Source organism: Limnohabitans sp., assembly GCF_023910625.1.
GTDB lineage: Bacteria > Pseudomonadota > Gammaproteobacteria > Burkholderiales > Burkholderiaceae_C > Limnohabitans_A.
In genome coordinates, this window is sequence record NZ_JAAVVW010000003.1 from 1,922,591 (window position 1) to 1,938,599 (window position 16,009).

Here is a 16,009-nt window from a genome sequence, read left to right on the forward strand (position 1 = left end):
TTCAGCGCACCAGATCCGGACTTAACCGGAGTGTTTTACTGACCTGCAAATTCCAGTCGGACTGACCCCCTGAGGCGATTTGAAATGGCCGGGGCAATTGCGAGACATCCAGCTTGAAGTTGTAGCGAATGCGTTGCCGAGCATCTGGGCTGAGGGTTTGCATATCAACCAGCTTCCAGGCCGACTGTCGGCGTATGACGCCCAAGGCTTCACCCAGGGTTTCAAAGCTTTGGGAAATGCTGCCTGCCAAACCGGCACTTGAGATCGGCTCGTTGGAGACATTCAGTCTCCAGCGCCGCGTCAGGGGCTGAAAAGCCAATCGGTAATATCGGCTGGCAGCACCTATTGTGGCGTCGGTCCAATACCAGCGATCCCGCAGGACTTCTGCCTCCGCCACGAAATGCAGGGCCACGCCTTTGACCAGGGCGTCTTCGAGGGCTGGCCCCAACTCCAAGGCCAGTTGGGCATGGAGCAGCAGACTGCCATTGTCCCGCTCCGCCTTGAGCTCGGTCAATTCAATGTTCGCGTTTTGTGCCCAAGCCGCCCCTGGCAGTGCCAGCGACATCAGGCACACCAGCCGTACAAGGCTGCGTAGCAGCTCATGTCCGGTCTTTTTCCAGCAGTGCGTAATAAAACCCATCGTGTTCACCCAATGCATTGTCCACGACCGGAAGACCTGTGGGGGCCTGACCCGGTATCAAATGGCCAGGAGAGGGCAGCAATTGTGCATTGGTGTTGTGCTGAAGAAACGCTTGCACGGTTTCATCACCCTCTGACCGGAAGACCGAACAGGTGCAATAGAGCAATCGGCCACCGGGTTTCAGGAGTGGCCACAAAGTCTGGAGCAGTTGGGCCTGGGTGCGCGCCAGTTGAGCGCTGTCGCCTGGCCTTCGCAGCCAGCGCACGTCAGGGTGTCTGCGCACAATGCCTGATGCGGTGCAGGGCGCGTCCAGCAAAATGGCATCAAAGGCCTCGCCATCCCACCAGGTGGCTGGCTGGGCTGCATCTGCGGCACGCACCTCGGCGTGCACGCCCAAGCGTTGCAGGTTTTGGCCAATCCGCTGGCAACGGGTCGCATCCACATCCAGTGCCAGCACACGAGCTTGCGGGTAACAGACCAGTAAATGACCGGTTTTGCCGCCGGGCGCGGCACAGGCGTCCAGAATTCGCCATGGCTTGTCGGCTTGGCGCCCCTGCAGCAGCAAAGGAGCAGCCACCTGGGCAGCCGCATCTTGAACCGATACATGTCCTTCGAAAAATCCGGGCAGTTGGTGCACCGGCACAGCCTTGGCCAGCTGCAGGCCACTGGCCCCAACGGCTTTGGATGGCAAGCCCAGGGCCTGCAGTCTGGATTGGTATTCGCTCACACTGTGATGTCGTGGGTCGATGCGTAAACTCATCGGAGCAGGTTGCTGGGCCATCTTCAACAGGGCTTGCCAGTGGGCTGGGTATTCAAGTTGCAAGCGCTCCACCCACCAACGCGGGTGATTCCACAAGGCCTGTGGGTCTGTATCGGTGGCAAGCACCAGGGCTCCACGCTCACGCATAAACCGCCTCAAACAAGCGTTGATGAAGCCGCTTTGTGCCTGTGTTGTTCTTTGTTGTCGCGCCGCTTCAACCGCTTGGTTGACCAGGGTGTGCACCGGATAGGGTGCATCCTCACCCTGCCAAGCCAATGCCAAAGCTGTGCACAACAGGGCATCAGCTGCTGGTGGCGGGGCTTTGCTGGCCAGTCGCTCACGCAGGGCGATGGCTCGACCCCACTGGCGCATGACCAGGAAGGACAGGGATTGCACCGCTGGACGGATCGGGCCGGCCACGGCCTCGATGGCGGGCGTCAAGGAACGTCCCCCCCGCACGGACTGGACCACCGACGCTGTGGCTTGCAGCAATTGCCACAGCGGTAGCGTTGGATGCTGAAGTCCAGGTGCCTGCTGCGGCGGTTGATGCGCCGTTGCGGTTTTGGCGCTCGGCTTGGGTGGGCGAGGCTGTGGGGTCATGGTGTGCGTCGTGCATGCCTTCTGCAAAATGAAACAGCCCCTGAACACGCGGTGGTACAGGGGCTGTTGAAAGTCACCGGAGGGTCGGTGACTGGGTCGATCAGGCGGCTCCGCCTGCGTCGGTGACGGCGTCTTCTGCCGCCCCACCTGCAAGGTCTGCTGCTTCGGCTTCGGCAATGGCGCGACGCTCGGCGTCATCCATAGCGTCCTTGACCTTGCGCGCCTGGTGATAAGCCAGTCCGGTACCCGCAGGAATCAAGCGACCGACAATCACGTTTTCCTTCAGGCCTCGCAGTTCGTCGCGCTTGCCCATGATGGCTGCTTCGGTCAACACGCGGGTCGTTTCCTGGAAGGAGGCGGCGGAGATGAACGAGTCGGTCGACAAGGATGCCTTGGTGATGCCCAGCAACAAGTTGCTGAAGGTTGCAGGGGTTTTGCCATCGCGCTGCAGTGCGTCGTTGGTGTTGAGCATTTCGGAGCGCTCCACCTGTTCACCGGCGATGTAGTTGGAGTCTCCAGTGTTCTCGACCACCACTCGGCGCAGCATTTGACGAACAATCACTTCAATGTGTTTGTCGTTGATCTTCACGCCTTGCAGGCGGTAAACGTCCTGCACCTCATCGACGATGTAACGGGCCAGCTCTTCGATACCCAAAAGGCGCAGGATGTCTTGTGGGTCGGCAGGGCCGTCCACAATGCTTTCTCCCTGGTTGACCACCTGGCCTTCGTGCACCAGGATGTTCTTCTCTTTGGGGATCAGTTCGTCCCAGACTTTGCCATCAGGGTCAGTGATCTGCAAGCGGACCTTGCCTTTGGTCTCTTTACCAAACGACACGGTTCCGGTGATCTCGGCCAGCATGCCTTTGTCTTTGGGTGTGCGGGCTTCAAAAAGTTCGGCCACACGGGGCAAACCGCCGGTGATGTCTCGGGTCTTTTGACCTTCCACCGGGATACGGGCCAGCACTTCGCCTGGACCCACATCCATGCCGTCGCGCACCTGGATCAGCGAACCCACTTGGAAGCCAATGGTCACCGAGTGGTCGGTGCCGGGAATCTTGACTTCTTTGCCTGCAGCATCGATCAACTTGACCTGAGGGCGCACCACCTTGGCGGCACCACGTCGCTTGGGGTCGATGACCACCAGCGTGGACAGACCCGTCACTTCATCAAGTTGCTTGGCCACGGTCAGGCCTTCTTCGATGTTTTCAAACTTCACCTGACCGGCAAATTCGGTGATGATGGGACGGGTCAACGGGTCCCAAGTGGCCAAAATTGTGCCGGCCTTGATCGACTGGTCGGCCTTGACCGACAGGATCGCACCGTAGGGCACCTTGTGGCGCTCACGTTCACGGCCGTGTTCACTGATCACGATTTCGCCTGAACGGGAAATCACCACCAACTCGCCTTTGCTGTTGGTCACATAACGCATCGTGGCATTGAAGCCAATCGCGCCGTTGGACTTGGCTTCCACGCTGGAGGCCACTGCCGCACGCGAGGCCGCACCACCAATGTGGAAGGTGCGCATGGTCAACTGCGTACCGGGTTCGCCAATCGACTGTGCAGCGATGACGCCCACGGCTTCGCCGTTATTGACCAGGCCGCCACGACCCAGATCGCGGCCGTAGCACTTAGCGCACAAGCCGAAACGTGTGGCGCAAGTCAATGCGGTGCGCACTTTGACTTCGTCAACGCCTGCGGCTTCGAGTTCGTCGATGAGGTCTTCGTCCAGCATCACACCAGCAGCAGCCAGCACCGAGCGATTTTCGGGGTGCAACACGTCTTCGGCCACCGTGCGACCCAAGATGCGGTCGCGCAGCGATTCGATGACTTCACCGCCTTCAACGATGGCACGCATCAGTGAACCATCAGAAGTGCCGCAATCGAGCTCGGTCACCACCAGGTCTTGTGTCACGTCCACCAGTCGGCGTGTCAGGTAACCTGAGTTGGCGGTCTTCAAAGCCGTGTCGGCCAAGCCCTTCCGTGCACCGTGCGTTGAGATGAAGTACTGCAACACGTTGAGACCTTCACGGAAGTTCGCCGTGATGGGGGTCTCGATGATGGAGCCGTCGGGCTTGGCCATCAGGCCACGCATGCCAGCCAGCTGCCGAATCTGCGCCGCAGAACCACGGGCACCGGAGTCGGCCATCATGTAAATCGAGTTGAACGATTCCTGATCGACTTCATTGCCGTGGCGATCGACAGTCTTCTCTTTGCGCAGTTGGTCCATCATCACTTTCGAGACGACGTCACCAGCCTTGCCCCAGATATCCACCACTTTGTTGTAGCGCTCGCCAGCGGTCACAAGACCGGAGACGTATTGCTGTTCAATGTCACGTACTTCTTTCTCGGCCGCTTCAATGATGGCTGGCTTTTCTGGTGGCACCAACATGTCGTCGATACCGATCGAGATGCCGGCACGTGTGGCCAGACGAAAACCGTTTTGCAACAGCTTGTCGGCGAACACCACTGTCTCCTTCAAACCGCACTTACGGAAAGAAGTGTTGATCAGCTTGGAGATTTCTTTCTTCTTGAGCGCCTTGTTCAGGTTGCTGAACGGCAAGCCCTTGGGCAGGATCTCGGACAACAATGCGCGGCCCACAGTGGTTTGCACCATCGACACTGACGATGTGAATTCACCCGTGGCTTTGTCTTTGGTCCATTCGGTCATGCGAACGTTGATCTTGGCTGTCAACTCCACGGCATCAGCGTCGAGCGCACGTTGCACTTCACCGATGTCGGAGAAGATCAGGCCTTCGCCCTTGGCGTTGATCCGGTCTCGCGTGGCGTAGTACAGACCCAGCACCACGTCTTGTGAGGGGACGATGGAGGGTTCGCCCGAAGCCGGGAACAAGATGTTGTTGGAGGCCAGCATTAAGGTGCGGGCTTCCATCTGGGCTTCCACCGACAGAGGGACGTGAACGGCCATCTGGTCACCGTCGAAGTCGGCGTTGAATGCCGCGCATACGAGGGGGTGCAACTGAATGGCTTTGCCTTCGATCAGCAAAGGCTCAAAGGCCTGGATACCCAAACGGTGAAGTGTGGGCGCACGGTTGAGCATCACAGGGTGCTCTTTGATGACCTCTTCCAGAATGTCCCACACCACCGGGGTGCCGGCTTCGACTTCTTTCTTGGCAGCCTTGATGGTGGTCGCGATGCCCATGGCTTCGAGGCGCGCGAAGATGAAGGGCTTGAACAGCTCGATGGCCATCAACTTGGGCAAACCGCACTGGTGTAGTTTGAGGGTTGGGCCCACGGTGATCACGGAACGACCAGAGTAGTCCACGCGCTTGCCCAGCAAGTTCTGACGGAAACGACCGCTCTTGCCTTTGATCATGTCGGCCAGCGACTTGAGGGCGCGCTTGTTGGCACCAGTCATGGCCTTGCCGCGGCGGCCGTTGTCCAGCAAGCTGTCCACGGCTTCTTGCAACATGCGCTTTTCGTTGCGGGCGATGATCTCGGGGGCCTTGAGCTCCAGCAAGCGGCGCAGACGGCTGTTGCGGTTGATGACCCGGCGGTACAGGTCGTTCAGGTCGGAGGTTGCAAAACGTCCGCCGTCCAGCGGCACCAAGGGGCGCAGATCCGGTGGCAACACAGGCAGCACTTCGAGCACCATCCACTCGGGCTTGATGCCCGATTTCTTGAACGCTTCGAGCACCTTGAGGCGCTTGGAATTTTTCTTAACCTTCAGTTCGGAGCCTGTCAAATCGCCACGCAAGCGATCGATTTCGCTTTCGATGTCGATGCCTTGAAGCAATTCCTTGATGCCTTCGGCGCCCATCTTGGCCTGGAATTCGTCACCGTATTCCTTGACCTTGGCATCGTAATCATCCTCGCTCATGATGCTGAACTTCTTGAGTGGTGTCATGCCGGGATCGGTCACCACGTAGGCTTCAAAGTACAACACGCGTTCGATGTCGCGCAGTGTCATGTCGAGCACCAAGCCCAAACGCGATGGCAATGACTTGAGGAACCAGATGTGGGCGCAAGGTGCGGCCAGATCGATGTGGCCCATGCGCTCGCGACGCACTTTGGTTTGTGTGACTTCAACGCCGCACTTTTCGCAGATGACACCGCGGTGCTTGAGGCGCTTGTATTTGCCGCACAGGCATTCGTAGTCTTTGATGGGGCCAAAAATCTTGGCGCAAAAGAGTCCATCGCGCTCGGGTTTGAAGGTGCGGTAGTTGATGGTTTCGGGCTTTTTCACTTCACCGAATGACCACGAACGGATTTTTTCGGGTGATGCCAAGCCGATGCGGATCGCATCGAAGTGGTCATCGGGCGTGAACTGCTTGAACAGGTCGAGTAGTGATTTCATGGTTTGAATCCTTTGCCTGCGAATTAAGAACGCTCGAGCTCGATGTCAAGGCCCAGCGAACGGATTTCCTTGACCAGCACGTTGAACGACTCGGGCATGCCCGCTTCGATAGAGTGTTCGCCTTTGACAATGCTTTCGTAAACCTTGGTGCGGCCCTGCACGTCGTCGGACTTGACGGTGAGCATCTCTTGCAAAACGTAAGAGGCGCCGTACGCTTCCAGCGCCCACACTTCCATCTCACCGAAACGCTGACCACCGAACTGCGCCTTGCCACCCAGCGGCTGCTGTGTGACCAAGCTGTAAGGACCGGTCGATCGGGCATGCATCTTGTCATCCACCAAGTGGTGCAATTTCAAGAAGTGCATGTAGCCAATGGTGGTGGGGCGGTCAAAGGCGTCGCCTGTGCGGCCGTCAAACAAGTTGGCCTGTGTGCGTGTGGCGGTCAGGCCCTTGGCTTTGGCCAAGTCGTCTGGGTAAGCCAGGTGCAGCATGGCGCGGATTTCTTCTTCGGCAGCACCATCGAAAACGGGCGTGGCAAAGGGGAAACCTTCTTTGAGGTTATCGGCCATGGCCAACACTTCGTCGTCGGTCAATTGCGACAAGTCTTCCTTGCGGCCCATTTTGTTGTACAGCTGCTCGAACAGCTTGCGCAATTCGGCAATCTTTTCCATGCGCTGGGTTTCGGCTTGCAGCATGTTGCCAATGCGTTGGCCAATGCCTTTGCCGGCCCAGCCCAGGTGGACTTCGAGCACCTGACCCACGTTCATGCGGGAAGGCACGCCCAGCGGGTTGAGCACGATGTCAGCGGGAGTGCCGTCGGCCATGAAGGGCATGTCTTCGACCGGCACGATCTTGGAGACCACACCTTTGTTGCCGTGGCGACCGGCCATCTTGTCACCGGGTTGCAAACGACGCTTGACTGCCAGGTAGACCTTGACCATCTTGAGCACGCCTGCGGGCAACTCGTCGCCTTGGGTGAGTTTTTTGCGCTTTTCTTCAAAAGACAGGTCGAAGCTGTGACGGGTTTGCTCCAGCGAATTTTTGATGGACTCGAGTTGCATGGCCACATCGTCCTCGGCTGGTCGAATGTCGAACCAGTGGAATTTCTCGACAGAACCCATGTAGGCCTTGTCGATCTTGGTGCCTTTGGCGAGCTTTTGTGGACCGCCGTTGGCCACGCGGCCCACCAGCAATTTTTCGATACGGTCAAACGCGTCGGCTTCCACGATGCGCAGCTGGTCGTTCAGATCCAAACGGAACCGCTTGAGTTCGTCGTCGATGATCTGCTGGGCGCGCTTGTCGCGCACGATGCCTTCGCGGGTGAAAACCTGCACGTCGATCACGGTGCCTTGCGAACCTTGGTCCACGCGCAGTGAGGTGTCTTTCACATCGCTGGCTTTTTCGCCGAAGATGGCGCGCAGCAGTTTCTCTTCAGGCGTGAGGGTGGTCTCGCCCTTGGGTGTGACCTTGCCCACCAACACATCGCCAGGCTGCACTTCTGCACCCACGTAGATGATGCCGGAATCGTCCAAACGACCCAGCTGCTGCTCAGACAGGTTGGGGATGTCGCGAGAAATTTCTTCGGCGCCCAACTTGGTGTCTCGGGCCATGACCACGAGTTCTTCGATGTGGATCGAGGTGTAGCGGTCTTCCGACACCACACGCTCAGAAATCAAGATCGAGTCTTCGAAGTTGTAGCCGTTCCAGGGCATGAAGGCGATCAGCATGTTCTGACCGATGGCGATTTCGCCCAGATCGGTCGATGCGCCATCGGCAATCACGTCACCCTTGGCCAGCTTGTCGCCGCGTTTGACGATGGGGCGCTGGTGGATGTTGGTGTTCTGGTTGGAACGCTGGTACTTGATCAGGTTGTAGATGTCCACTCCCACTTCGCCAGCCAGTGCTTCTGCGTCGTTCACACGGATCACAATGCGGGTCGCATCGACGTAGTCAACGATGCCGCCGCGTGTGGCCGTGACCACGGTGCCGGAGTCGACCGCTGCAACACGCTCGATACCGGTGCCGACCATGGGCTTTTCAGGACGCAGCACAGGCACGGCCTGACGCGACATGTTCGCACCCATCAAGGCACGGTTAGCATCGTCGTGCTCGAGGAAAGGCACCAAAGAGGCCGCCACCGATACGATCTGGGCTGGCGACACGTCCATGTACTGGATGCGCTCGGCACCACACAAAATGGATTCACCCTTTTCACGGGCCGACACCAAGTCACCGGTCAGCTTGCCTTCTTTGTTCAACGTGGCGTTGGCTTGGGCGATGACGTATTTGCCTTCTTCGATGGCCGACAGGTAGTCGATATCCATCGTGACTTTGCCACTCACCACGCGGCGGTAAGGTGTTTCAATGAAGCCGTATTCGTTCAGGCGGGCGTACAAGGCCAACGAGTTGATCAAGCCGATGTTCGGACCTTCTGGCGTCTCGATCGGGCAGACGCGACCGTAATGGGTCACATGCACGTCACGCACTTCAAAACCTGCACGCTCGCGAGTCAAACCACCCGGACCCAAGGCCGACACGCGACGCTTGTGGGTGATCTCGGCCAGCGGGTTGGTCTGATCCATGAACTGCGACAACTGGGACGCGCCAAAGAATTCCTTCAAGGCTGCCGAAATCGGTTTGGAGTTGATCAGGTCATGCGGCATGAGCGGCTCTTGCTCGGCTTGACCCAAACGTTCTTTGACAGCTTTCTCAATGCGCGCCAGACCTGTGCGGTACTGGTTCTCGGCCAATTCGCCCACGCATCGCACGCGGCGGTTGCCCAAGTGGTCGATGTCATCGACTTCGCCATTGCCGTTTCGCAGGTCCACCAGGATCTTGACCACGGCCAAGATGTCCTCGTTTGACAGCACCATGGGCCCTGTGGACTCGCCACGACCCACACGGGCGTTGAACTTCATGCGACCCACGCGCGACAGATCGTAGGTGTCGGGGTTGTAGAACAAACGCTGGAAGAGGGCCTGAACCGCGTCTTCTGTGGGCGGCTCGCCTGGGCGCATCATGCGGTAGATGGCTACGCGCGCCGCAAATTCGTCCACCGTTTCGTCGATGCGCAGGGTTTGTGAAATGTACGCGCCCTGGTCGAGTTCGTTGGTGTAAATGCATGGCAGGTCTTGAATACCTGCGCTGCGCAACTTCTTGAGCAATGCTTCAGTCAGCTCTTCGTTGGCCTTGGCAATGATTTCGCCAGTGTCGGCTTCAACGATGCTGCGGGCTACCACACGGCCAATCAGGAAGTCTTCGGGCACGCTGATGTGCGTCGTGCCTGATTGTTCAAGTTCGCGGGTGTGACGAACGGTGATGCGCTTGTCTTTGGCCACCACGACTTTGCCAGACTTGTCGGTGATGTCGAAACGAGCCACTTCGCCGCGCAGACGCTCGGCCACAAATTCCATTTGTGCACCGCTGTCCATCAAACGGAAATTGTCGTTGACGAAGAAGTTGGCCAGAATGGATTCTGGATTGAGGCCGATCGCCTTGAGCAGGATTGACACCGGCATTTTGCGGCGACGATCAACGCGGAAATACAGGATGTCTTTCGGGTCGAATTCGAAGTCAAGCCATGATCCGCGGTAAGGGATGATGCGTGCGCTGAACAGCAGCTTGCCCGAGCTGTGGGTCTTGCCCTTGTCGTGCTCGAAAAACACACCCGGCGAGCGGTGCAACTGAGACACGATCACGCGCTCGGTTCCGTTGATGATGAATGAGCCTTTGTCGGTCATCAAAGGCACTTCGCCCATGTAGACCTCTTGCTCTTTGACTTCCTTGACCACTTTGTTTTGAGAAGTCGACGAATCGCGGTCGTAAATGATGAGTTGTACCCGAGCACGCACAGCCGACGCGAAGGTCAGACCACGGGTCTGGCATTCGCGCACATCAAACGCTGGTTTGGCCAGGTTGTATTCGATGAATTTCATCTCCACAAAACCGTTGTGAGACACGATCGGGAAAGCCGACTCGAATGCGGCTTGCAGGCCCTCGTGGGTGCGCTTGGATGAAACAACACCTGCTTGCAAGAAAGACGTGTAGGCGTCTTTTTGCATTTGCAGCAGGTAAGGAACTTCGAGCACGCTTTCGCGGCTGCCGAAACTTTTGCGGATTCGCTTGCGTTCGGTGTAGGAATAGGCCATGAGATCTCCGGGCTTGATCTTTCAGAACTGAGTGCTGAGCGAGTTTCTAGCTCGTTCAGCGGTCTTGGCGGCTGGCCTCTACCAGCGTTGGCGGACGATTGCGCATTGCACGCAACCCGAACCAAGGGTTTTCTGCAGTCGGGTCAGAAAACACTGGAAAGCAGACTGGGTTCAATCCGCTTACCGGTGTTTCGCTAAAACACTGGAAAGCAGACTTTTGAAATCTACTTTTCGTTGTGCTCTTCAATCACCAAAGGCTGGAGGCCCTTTCGGGCACTCCAGCCTTGGAACAAAACCGATTTACTTGAGTTCGGCCTTGGCGCCAGCTTCTTCCAGCTTTTTCTTGGCAGCTTCAGCGTCAGCTTTTGGCAGGCCTTCTTTGACCGCCTTGGGAGCGCCATCCACCAGGTCTTTGGCTTCTTTCAAGCCCAGACCCGTGATTTCGCGAACGGCCTTGATCACGGACACTTTGTTGGCACCAGCTTCGACCAGAACGACGTTGAAGTCGGTCTTCTCTTCGGCTGCAGCACCACCAGCAGCAGCGCCACCAGCAGCAGGAGCGGCCATAGCAGCAGCGCTCACACCAAATTTCTCTTCGATGGCTTTCACCAGGTCGTTGAGTTCCATGACCGTCATGCTGTCCAGCGCGGTCAAAAATGCGTCTTTATCGAATGCCATTTTGATTTCCTAACAATTGGTTAAAACACGAACGCCGGCCTTAAGCGGCAACAGCTTCGCCTTCGCCTTTTTTGGCCGCCAGAGCACCCAACACCACAGCGGTGCGGGACATTGGCGACATCAGCAAGCCACACAACTGAGCCAACAACACTTCTTTCGAAGGGATGTTTGCCAATTGCTTCACGCCGTTGACGTCCAGGGCCTTGCCTGCAAATGCACCTGCGCGTATGACCAACTTGTCGTTGGTTTTCGCGAAGTCTGCCACCACTTTAGCGGCAGCAACTGCATCTTCAGAGAAGCCATAGATCAGCGGTCCGGTCATCTGATCGGCGACAACTTCAAACTGCGTTCCAGTCACAGCACGGCGGGCCAAGGTGTTTTTCAACACGCTCAGCGAAACGCCCACGCTGCGAGCTTTGACGCGCAGGTTTGTCATGTCAGCGACCGTGATGCCACGGTACTCCGCCATCACCAGCGTTTGAGCTTTAGCGGCGAGTTCGGTCACTTCGGAAATGACCGCTTCTTTCTCACTGCGATTCAGACTCAAGGTCTACTCCTTTATATGTGTTTGCCGGGTTCCCCCTTGAACACGCCTATTTGCAGCGACCAACTGTTTTTGAACTTTCATCCATCTGCAGTGGGATCGCCATCTGCGTTGGCCCAAACCTTCAAGCGAACTTGTGGGTTTGTTGATTAAGCACAGCGGTGTGTGCGCCAACGGTCTTGGATGGCCTGCAGTCCTTTGGAAAGGGCTGCAGCCCACCACATTGAGCCAGCCTTTCGGATGGCTCAAATTTTTATCGCAATCAAGCTGCGATGGATTGTGTGTCGACGCGAACGCCCACACCCATGGTTGAAGACACCGCGATTTTGCGCAGGTAAACACCTTTGCTGGTCGCGGGCTTGGCTTTGACCAAGGCCTCAACCAAAGCGGCCAGGTTGCCCTGCAGCTTGTCGGTGTCGAACGAGCGGCGACCGATCGTGCCGTGCACGATACCGGCTTTGTCCACACGGAATTGAACTTGACCGGCTTTGGCATTGCGCACAGCAGTCGCCACATCGGGTGTCACGGTGCCGACTTTGGGGTTAGGCATCAGGCCACGTGGACCCAAAATCTGACCCAAAGTACCCACAACGCGCATGGCGTCAGGCGCAGCGATCACCACGTCAAAAGGCATGTCGCCCGCTTTGACGCGAGCTGCCAGGTCGTCCATGCCGACCACGTCTGCACCGGCGGCTTTGGCTTCTTCAGCTTTGGCGCCTTGGGCGAACACGGCCACGCGAGCGGTTTTGCCTGTGCCGTTAGGCAACACGACAGCGCCACGAACCACTTGGTCGGATTTCTTGGCATCAATGCCAAGTTGAACCGCCACGTCGATGGACTCGTCAAACTTGGCAGTTGCGCACTCCTTGACCATGGTCAATGCCTCGGCCAATGCGTACAGCCGCAGGCTGTCCACTTTGCCCACGAGGGTTTTTTGTTTCTTGGTGAGTTTGGACATTTACACGCCCTCCACATTCACGCCCATGGAACGGGCAGTACCAGCGATGGTGCGAACGGCAGCGTCCATGTCGGCTGCAGTCAGGTCTTTCATCTTGGTTTTGGCGATTTCTTCCAGCTGGGCGCGGGTGATCTTGCCCACTTTTTCCAAACCTGGCTTGGTCGAAGCCTTGTCAAGCTTCAAGGACTTCTTGATCAAAGTGGCCGCTGGCGGTGTTTTGATGATGAAGGTAAAGGACTTGTCTGCAAACGCTGTGATGACCACAGGCAAAGGCAGGCCTGGCTCGACGCCTTGGGTCTGGGCGTTGAACGCCTTGCAGAATTCCATGATGTTCAAACCACGTTGACCCAAAGCAGGACCAATAGGTGGTGATGGATTGGCTTTACCAGCTGGCACTTGCAGCTTGATGAAGCCGACGATTTTTTTCGCCATGCTTTTCTCCTTTCGGGTTCAATCGCTCAAGACGCATCGCGCTTGAGCTCCCCGGGGTTGACGACTCTGAGATATTGTTTGGCACCGAGTCGGTAAGCACCAAACAGAAAACGGTACAGGTCAGGTCTTTTCGACTTGCCCAAACTCCAACTCAACCGGCGTAGCGCGACCAAAAATGGTCACCGAAACACGCATTTTGTTGCGCTCGTAATTGACCTCTTCCACCGTGCCATTGAAGTCGGTGAAAGGGCCTTCCTTGACGCGGATGTATTCACCCACTTCAAACTCCACCTTGTGACGTGGTTTGTCAGTGCCTTCTTGCATCTGGTTGACAATTTTGGCGACATCGGCTTCGGAGATGGGGGCGGGACGGTTCTTGGCACCACCCACAAAGCCGGTGACTTTGTTGGTGTGCTTGACCAGGTGCCAACTCTCGTCGTCCATGACCATTTCCACCAGCACATAGCCAGGAAAAAACTTGCGCTCTGTCGTGCGCTTTTGACCGTTCTTGATTTCCACCACTTCTTCGGTGGGCACCAGGATGCGCCCAAACTTGGATTCCATCCCCAAGCGGGTAATTCGCTCAACGATGTTGCGCTCAACCGCTTTTTCCATACCCGAATAAGCATGCACCACGTACCACTTCAGGTCCGGGTTGGTCGAAGAGCCCGCCAATGGCGCATTGATGACAACATCGTTCATTATTTTTTCCACCCAAGAATCAGATCGTAAAAAACCCATTCCAGAGTTTTGTCGGTGAGCCACAGGAACAGCGCCATCACCACCACAAATGCGAAAACATACAACGTGACCTGAAGGGCTTCTTTACGTTCTGGCCAAACCACTTTCTTGGTCTCTCGCACGGCTTCGCGACCAAAAGCCACCAGTTGCCGACCAGACTCCGATGTGAAGTAGAGCACCAGCGCAGCCACCAAACCCACCAGCAGACCCGCCCACTGCACCCAGGCGTCTTGAGCAGCGAGGAAGTAATAAGCAACGAAGCTTGCCAGCACCAAAACACCGACCAAGGCCAATCGTATTTTGTCGCCAGCGGAGTTGACTGTTTGAACTTCAGACGTTGCCATACGGCTTGAAACCTTTGTTGAGCCCCATTGGATGAGGACTCTTATCAGACAAGGAAGCCCGCTAGGGTCTAGCGGGCTTGGAAATGCACCTTTTCAGGTGGCAGGGGCAGTAGGAATCGAACCTACAACCTTCGGTTTTGGAGACCGACGCTCTGCCAATTGAGCTATACCCCTACGTCAAATTGTTTAAGCGATGATCTTGGCAACGACGCCAGCGCCAACCGTGCGGCCGCCTTCGCGGATGGCAAAGCGCAGGCCTTCTTCCATCGCAATGGGGTTGATCAACTTCACAGTGATCGACACGTTGTCACCCGGCATCACCATCTCTTTGCCTTCTGGCAACTCGATCGCGCCCGTCACATCCGTCGTACGGAAGTAAAACTGTGGACGGTAGTTGTTGAAGAATGGCGTGTGACGGCCACCTTCGTCTTTGGACAAAACATAGATCTCGCCCGTGAAGTGGGTGTGCGGCTTGATCGAGCCGGGCTTGCACAGCACTTGGCCGCGCTCGACGTCTTCGCGCTTGGTGCCGCGCAACAAGATACCGACGTTGTCGCCCGCTTGACCTTGGTCCAGCAGCTTGCGGAACATCTCAACGCCTGTGCAAGTGGTCTTGACGGTGTCTTTGATACCGACGATTTCGATTTCTTCACCGACTTTGACGATACCGCGCTCGATGCGACCCGTCACCACGGTGCCGCGGCCAGAGATGGAGAACACGTCTTCCACGGGCATCAGGAAAGCACCGTCCACTGCGCGGTCAGGCGTAGGGATGTAAGTGTCCAGCGCATCGGCCAGCTTCATGATGGCTTCTTCGCCCAATGGGCCTTTGTCGCCTTCGAGGGCCAACTTGGCAGAACCCTGGATGATGGGGGTGTCGTCGCCTGGGAAGTCGTACTTGGACAACAACTCGCGCACTTCCATCTCGACCAGCTCGAGCAACTCAGCGTCGTCGACCATGTCGCACTTGTTCAGGAACACGATGATGTAAGGCACGCCCACCTGACGGGCCAACAGGATGTGCTCACGGGTCTGAGGCATAGGGCCGTCAGCTGCGGAGCACACCAAAATAGCGCCGTCCATCTGGGCAGCACCGGTGATCATGTTCTTCACATAGTCAGCGTGGCCAGGGCAGTCCACGTGGGCGTAGTGACGGTTGGCCGTCTCGTACTCAACGTGGGCGGTGTTGATCGTGATACCACGGGCTTTTTCTTCGGGTGCAGCGTCGATCTGGTCGTACGCCTTGGCAGCACCGCCGAACTTGGCAGCCAACACGGTGGTGATGGCGGCAGTCAGGGTGGTCTTGCCGTGGTCAACGTGACCGATGGTGCCCACGTTGACGTGGGGCTTGGTCCGTTCAAATTTCTCTTTTGCCATATCTTCGACTCCGAAAAGTAGCGGTCAACAACCAAAACAGAGGGCGCACAGCTTGCGATGTACGCCCCAAAACTGGTGCCCTTGGCGGGAATCGGACCCGCGACCTCTCCCTTACCAAGGGAGTGCTCTACCACTGAGCCACAAGGGCGAAAACATCTGACAAACTCACCGGCAGACTGGAGCGGGAAACGGGAATCGAACCCGTGTCATTAGCTTGGAAGGCTAAGGTTCTACCATTAAACTACTCCCGCACTGTATGCAAAGCACAAAAGGATGCATTGCCAATGCTTGGAAACCATTTCCAATTGCTCTGATCAATCCGGTTTTTTGGCCAGTTTGCTGGTGGAGGAGACTGGATTCGAACCAGTGTAGGCGTAAGCCAACAGATTTACAGTCTGCCCCCTTTAGCCACTCGGGCACCCCTCCAGAAGCGAGTCTTATATTATGCCATCTTTTTGCGACACCCCGCAAG

Annotated in this window: 11 protein-coding genes and 4 tRNA genes; all 15 read right to left on the reverse strand. The window is 57.0% G+C overall.

Features of this window, described 5'->3' with window-relative positions; translation table 11 throughout:
• Position 1 precedes the first annotated feature (1 nt).
• Entirely contained in the window at positions 2-565 is a 564-nt protein-coding gene (locus HEQ17_RS12540) for a DUF4390 domain-containing protein (protein WP_296293041.1), read from the reverse strand.
• 34 nt (positions 566-599) lie between these two features.
• The gene (gene rsmB / locus HEQ17_RS12545) at positions 600-2,000 is read right to left on the reverse strand and encodes a 16S rRNA (cytosine(967)-C(5))-methyltransferase RsmB (RefSeq protein WP_296293042.1); all 1,401 of its coding nucleotides are present in this window, start codon (positions 1,998-2,000) and stop codon (positions 600-602) included.
• Between the two features lie 100 nt (positions 2,001-2,100).
• The gene (rpoC, locus tag HEQ17_RS12550) at positions 2,101-6,315 is read right to left on the reverse strand and encodes a DNA-directed RNA polymerase subunit beta' (protein WP_296293043.1); all 4,215 of its coding nucleotides are present in this window, start codon (positions 6,313-6,315) and stop codon (positions 2,101-2,103) included.
• A gap of 23 nt (positions 6,316-6,338) precedes the next feature.
• Positions 6,339-10,463, reverse strand: coding sequence for a DNA-directed RNA polymerase subunit beta (rpoB, locus tag HEQ17_RS12555; protein WP_296293044.1), 4,125 nt, complete (start codon positions 10,461-10,463; stop codon positions 6,339-6,341).
• A 300-nt stretch (positions 10,464-10,763) separates the two neighbouring features.
• Positions 10,764-11,141: a 50S ribosomal protein L7/L12 gene (rplL, locus tag HEQ17_RS12560; RefSeq protein ID WP_283224761.1), complete on the reverse strand. Its 378-nt coding sequence runs from the start codon at positions 11,139-11,141 to the stop codon at positions 10,764-10,766.
• A gap of 40 nt (positions 11,142-11,181) precedes the next feature.
• Positions 11,182-11,688, reverse strand: coding sequence for a 50S ribosomal protein L10 (gene rplJ / locus HEQ17_RS12565; protein ID WP_296293046.1), 507 nt, complete (start codon positions 11,686-11,688; stop codon positions 11,182-11,184).
• A gap of 259 nt (positions 11,689-11,947) precedes the next feature.
• Complete coding sequence (gene rplA / locus HEQ17_RS12570) at positions 11,948-12,643, reverse strand: 50S ribosomal protein L1 (protein ID WP_296293047.1); 696 nt, start codon at positions 12,641-12,643, stop codon at positions 11,948-11,950.
• On the reverse strand, positions 12,644-13,075 hold the full coding sequence (gene rplK, locus HEQ17_RS12575) for a 50S ribosomal protein L11 (RefSeq protein ID WP_100120361.1): 432 nt from the start codon (positions 13,073-13,075) through the stop codon (positions 12,644-12,646).
• Positions 13,076-13,195: 120 nt separating this feature from the next.
• Entirely contained in the window at positions 13,196-13,777 is a 582-nt protein-coding gene (nusG, locus tag HEQ17_RS12580; RefSeq protein WP_296293048.1) for a transcription termination/antitermination protein NusG, read from the reverse strand.
• A complete protein-coding gene (gene secE / locus HEQ17_RS12585; protein ID WP_296293049.1) occupies positions 13,777-14,160 on the reverse strand; it encodes a preprotein translocase subunit SecE in 384 nt (127 codons plus the stop codon). The genes nusG and secE overlap by 1 nt, the downstream gene beginning before the upstream one ends.
• A gap of 98 nt (positions 14,161-14,258) precedes the next feature.
• Positions 14,259-14,334: transfer RNA gene (locus HEQ17_RS12590), tRNA-Trp, on the reverse strand.
• 12 nt (positions 14,335-14,346) lie between these two features.
• The gene (tuf, locus tag HEQ17_RS12595; RefSeq protein WP_296293050.1) at positions 14,347-15,537 is read right to left on the reverse strand and encodes an elongation factor Tu; all 1,191 of its coding nucleotides are present in this window, start codon (positions 15,535-15,537) and stop codon (positions 14,347-14,349) included.
• Between the two features lie 73 nt (positions 15,538-15,610).
• Positions 15,611-15,685 (reverse strand) — tRNA-Thr (locus HEQ17_RS12600).
• Positions 15,686-15,714: 29 nt separating this feature from the next.
• Positions 15,715-15,788: transfer RNA gene (locus HEQ17_RS12605), tRNA-Gly, on the reverse strand.
• 89 nt (positions 15,789-15,877) lie between these two features.
• Positions 15,878-15,963 (reverse strand) — tRNA-Tyr (locus HEQ17_RS12610).
• Positions 15,964-16,009: the final 46 nt, after the last annotated feature.

Excerpts from the sequence above, each read along its gene's own strand:
- tuf (WP_296293050.1), bottom strand. The coding sequence starts at position 15,537 with ATGGCAAAAGAGAAATTTGAACGGACCAAGCCCCACGTCAACGTGGGC.
- secE (WP_296293049.1), bottom strand. The coding sequence starts at position 14,160 with ATGGCAACGTCTGAAGTTCAAACAGTCAACTCCGCTGGCGACAAAATA.
- rplA (WP_296293047.1), bottom strand. The coding sequence starts at position 12,643 with ATGTCCAAACTCACCAAGAAACAAAAAACCCTCGTGGGCAAAGTGGAC.
- rplK (WP_100120361.1), bottom strand. The coding sequence starts at position 13,075 with ATGGCGAAAAAAATCGTCGGCTTCATCAAGCTGCAAGTGCCAGCTGGT.
- nusG (WP_296293048.1), bottom strand. The coding sequence starts at position 13,777 with ATGAACGATGTTGTCATCAATGCGCCATTGGCGGGCTCTTCGACCAAC.
- rplL (WP_283224761.1), bottom strand. The coding sequence starts at position 11,141 with ATGGCATTCGATAAAGACGCATTTTTGACCGCGCTGGACAGCATGACG.
- rsmB (WP_296293042.1), bottom strand. The coding sequence starts at position 2,000 with ATGACCCCACAGCCTCGCCCACCCAAGCCGAGCGCCAAAACCGCAACG.
- HEQ17_RS12540 (WP_296293041.1), bottom strand. The coding sequence starts at position 565 with ATGTCGCTGGCACTGCCAGGGGCGGCTTGGGCACAAAACGCGAACATT.
- rpoC (WP_296293043.1), bottom strand. The coding sequence starts at position 6,315 with ATGAAATCACTACTCGACCTGTTCAAGCAGTTCACGCCCGATGACCAC.
- rpoB (WP_296293044.1), bottom strand. The coding sequence starts at position 10,463 with ATGGCCTATTCCTACACCGAACGCAAGCGAATCCGCAAAAGTTTCGGC.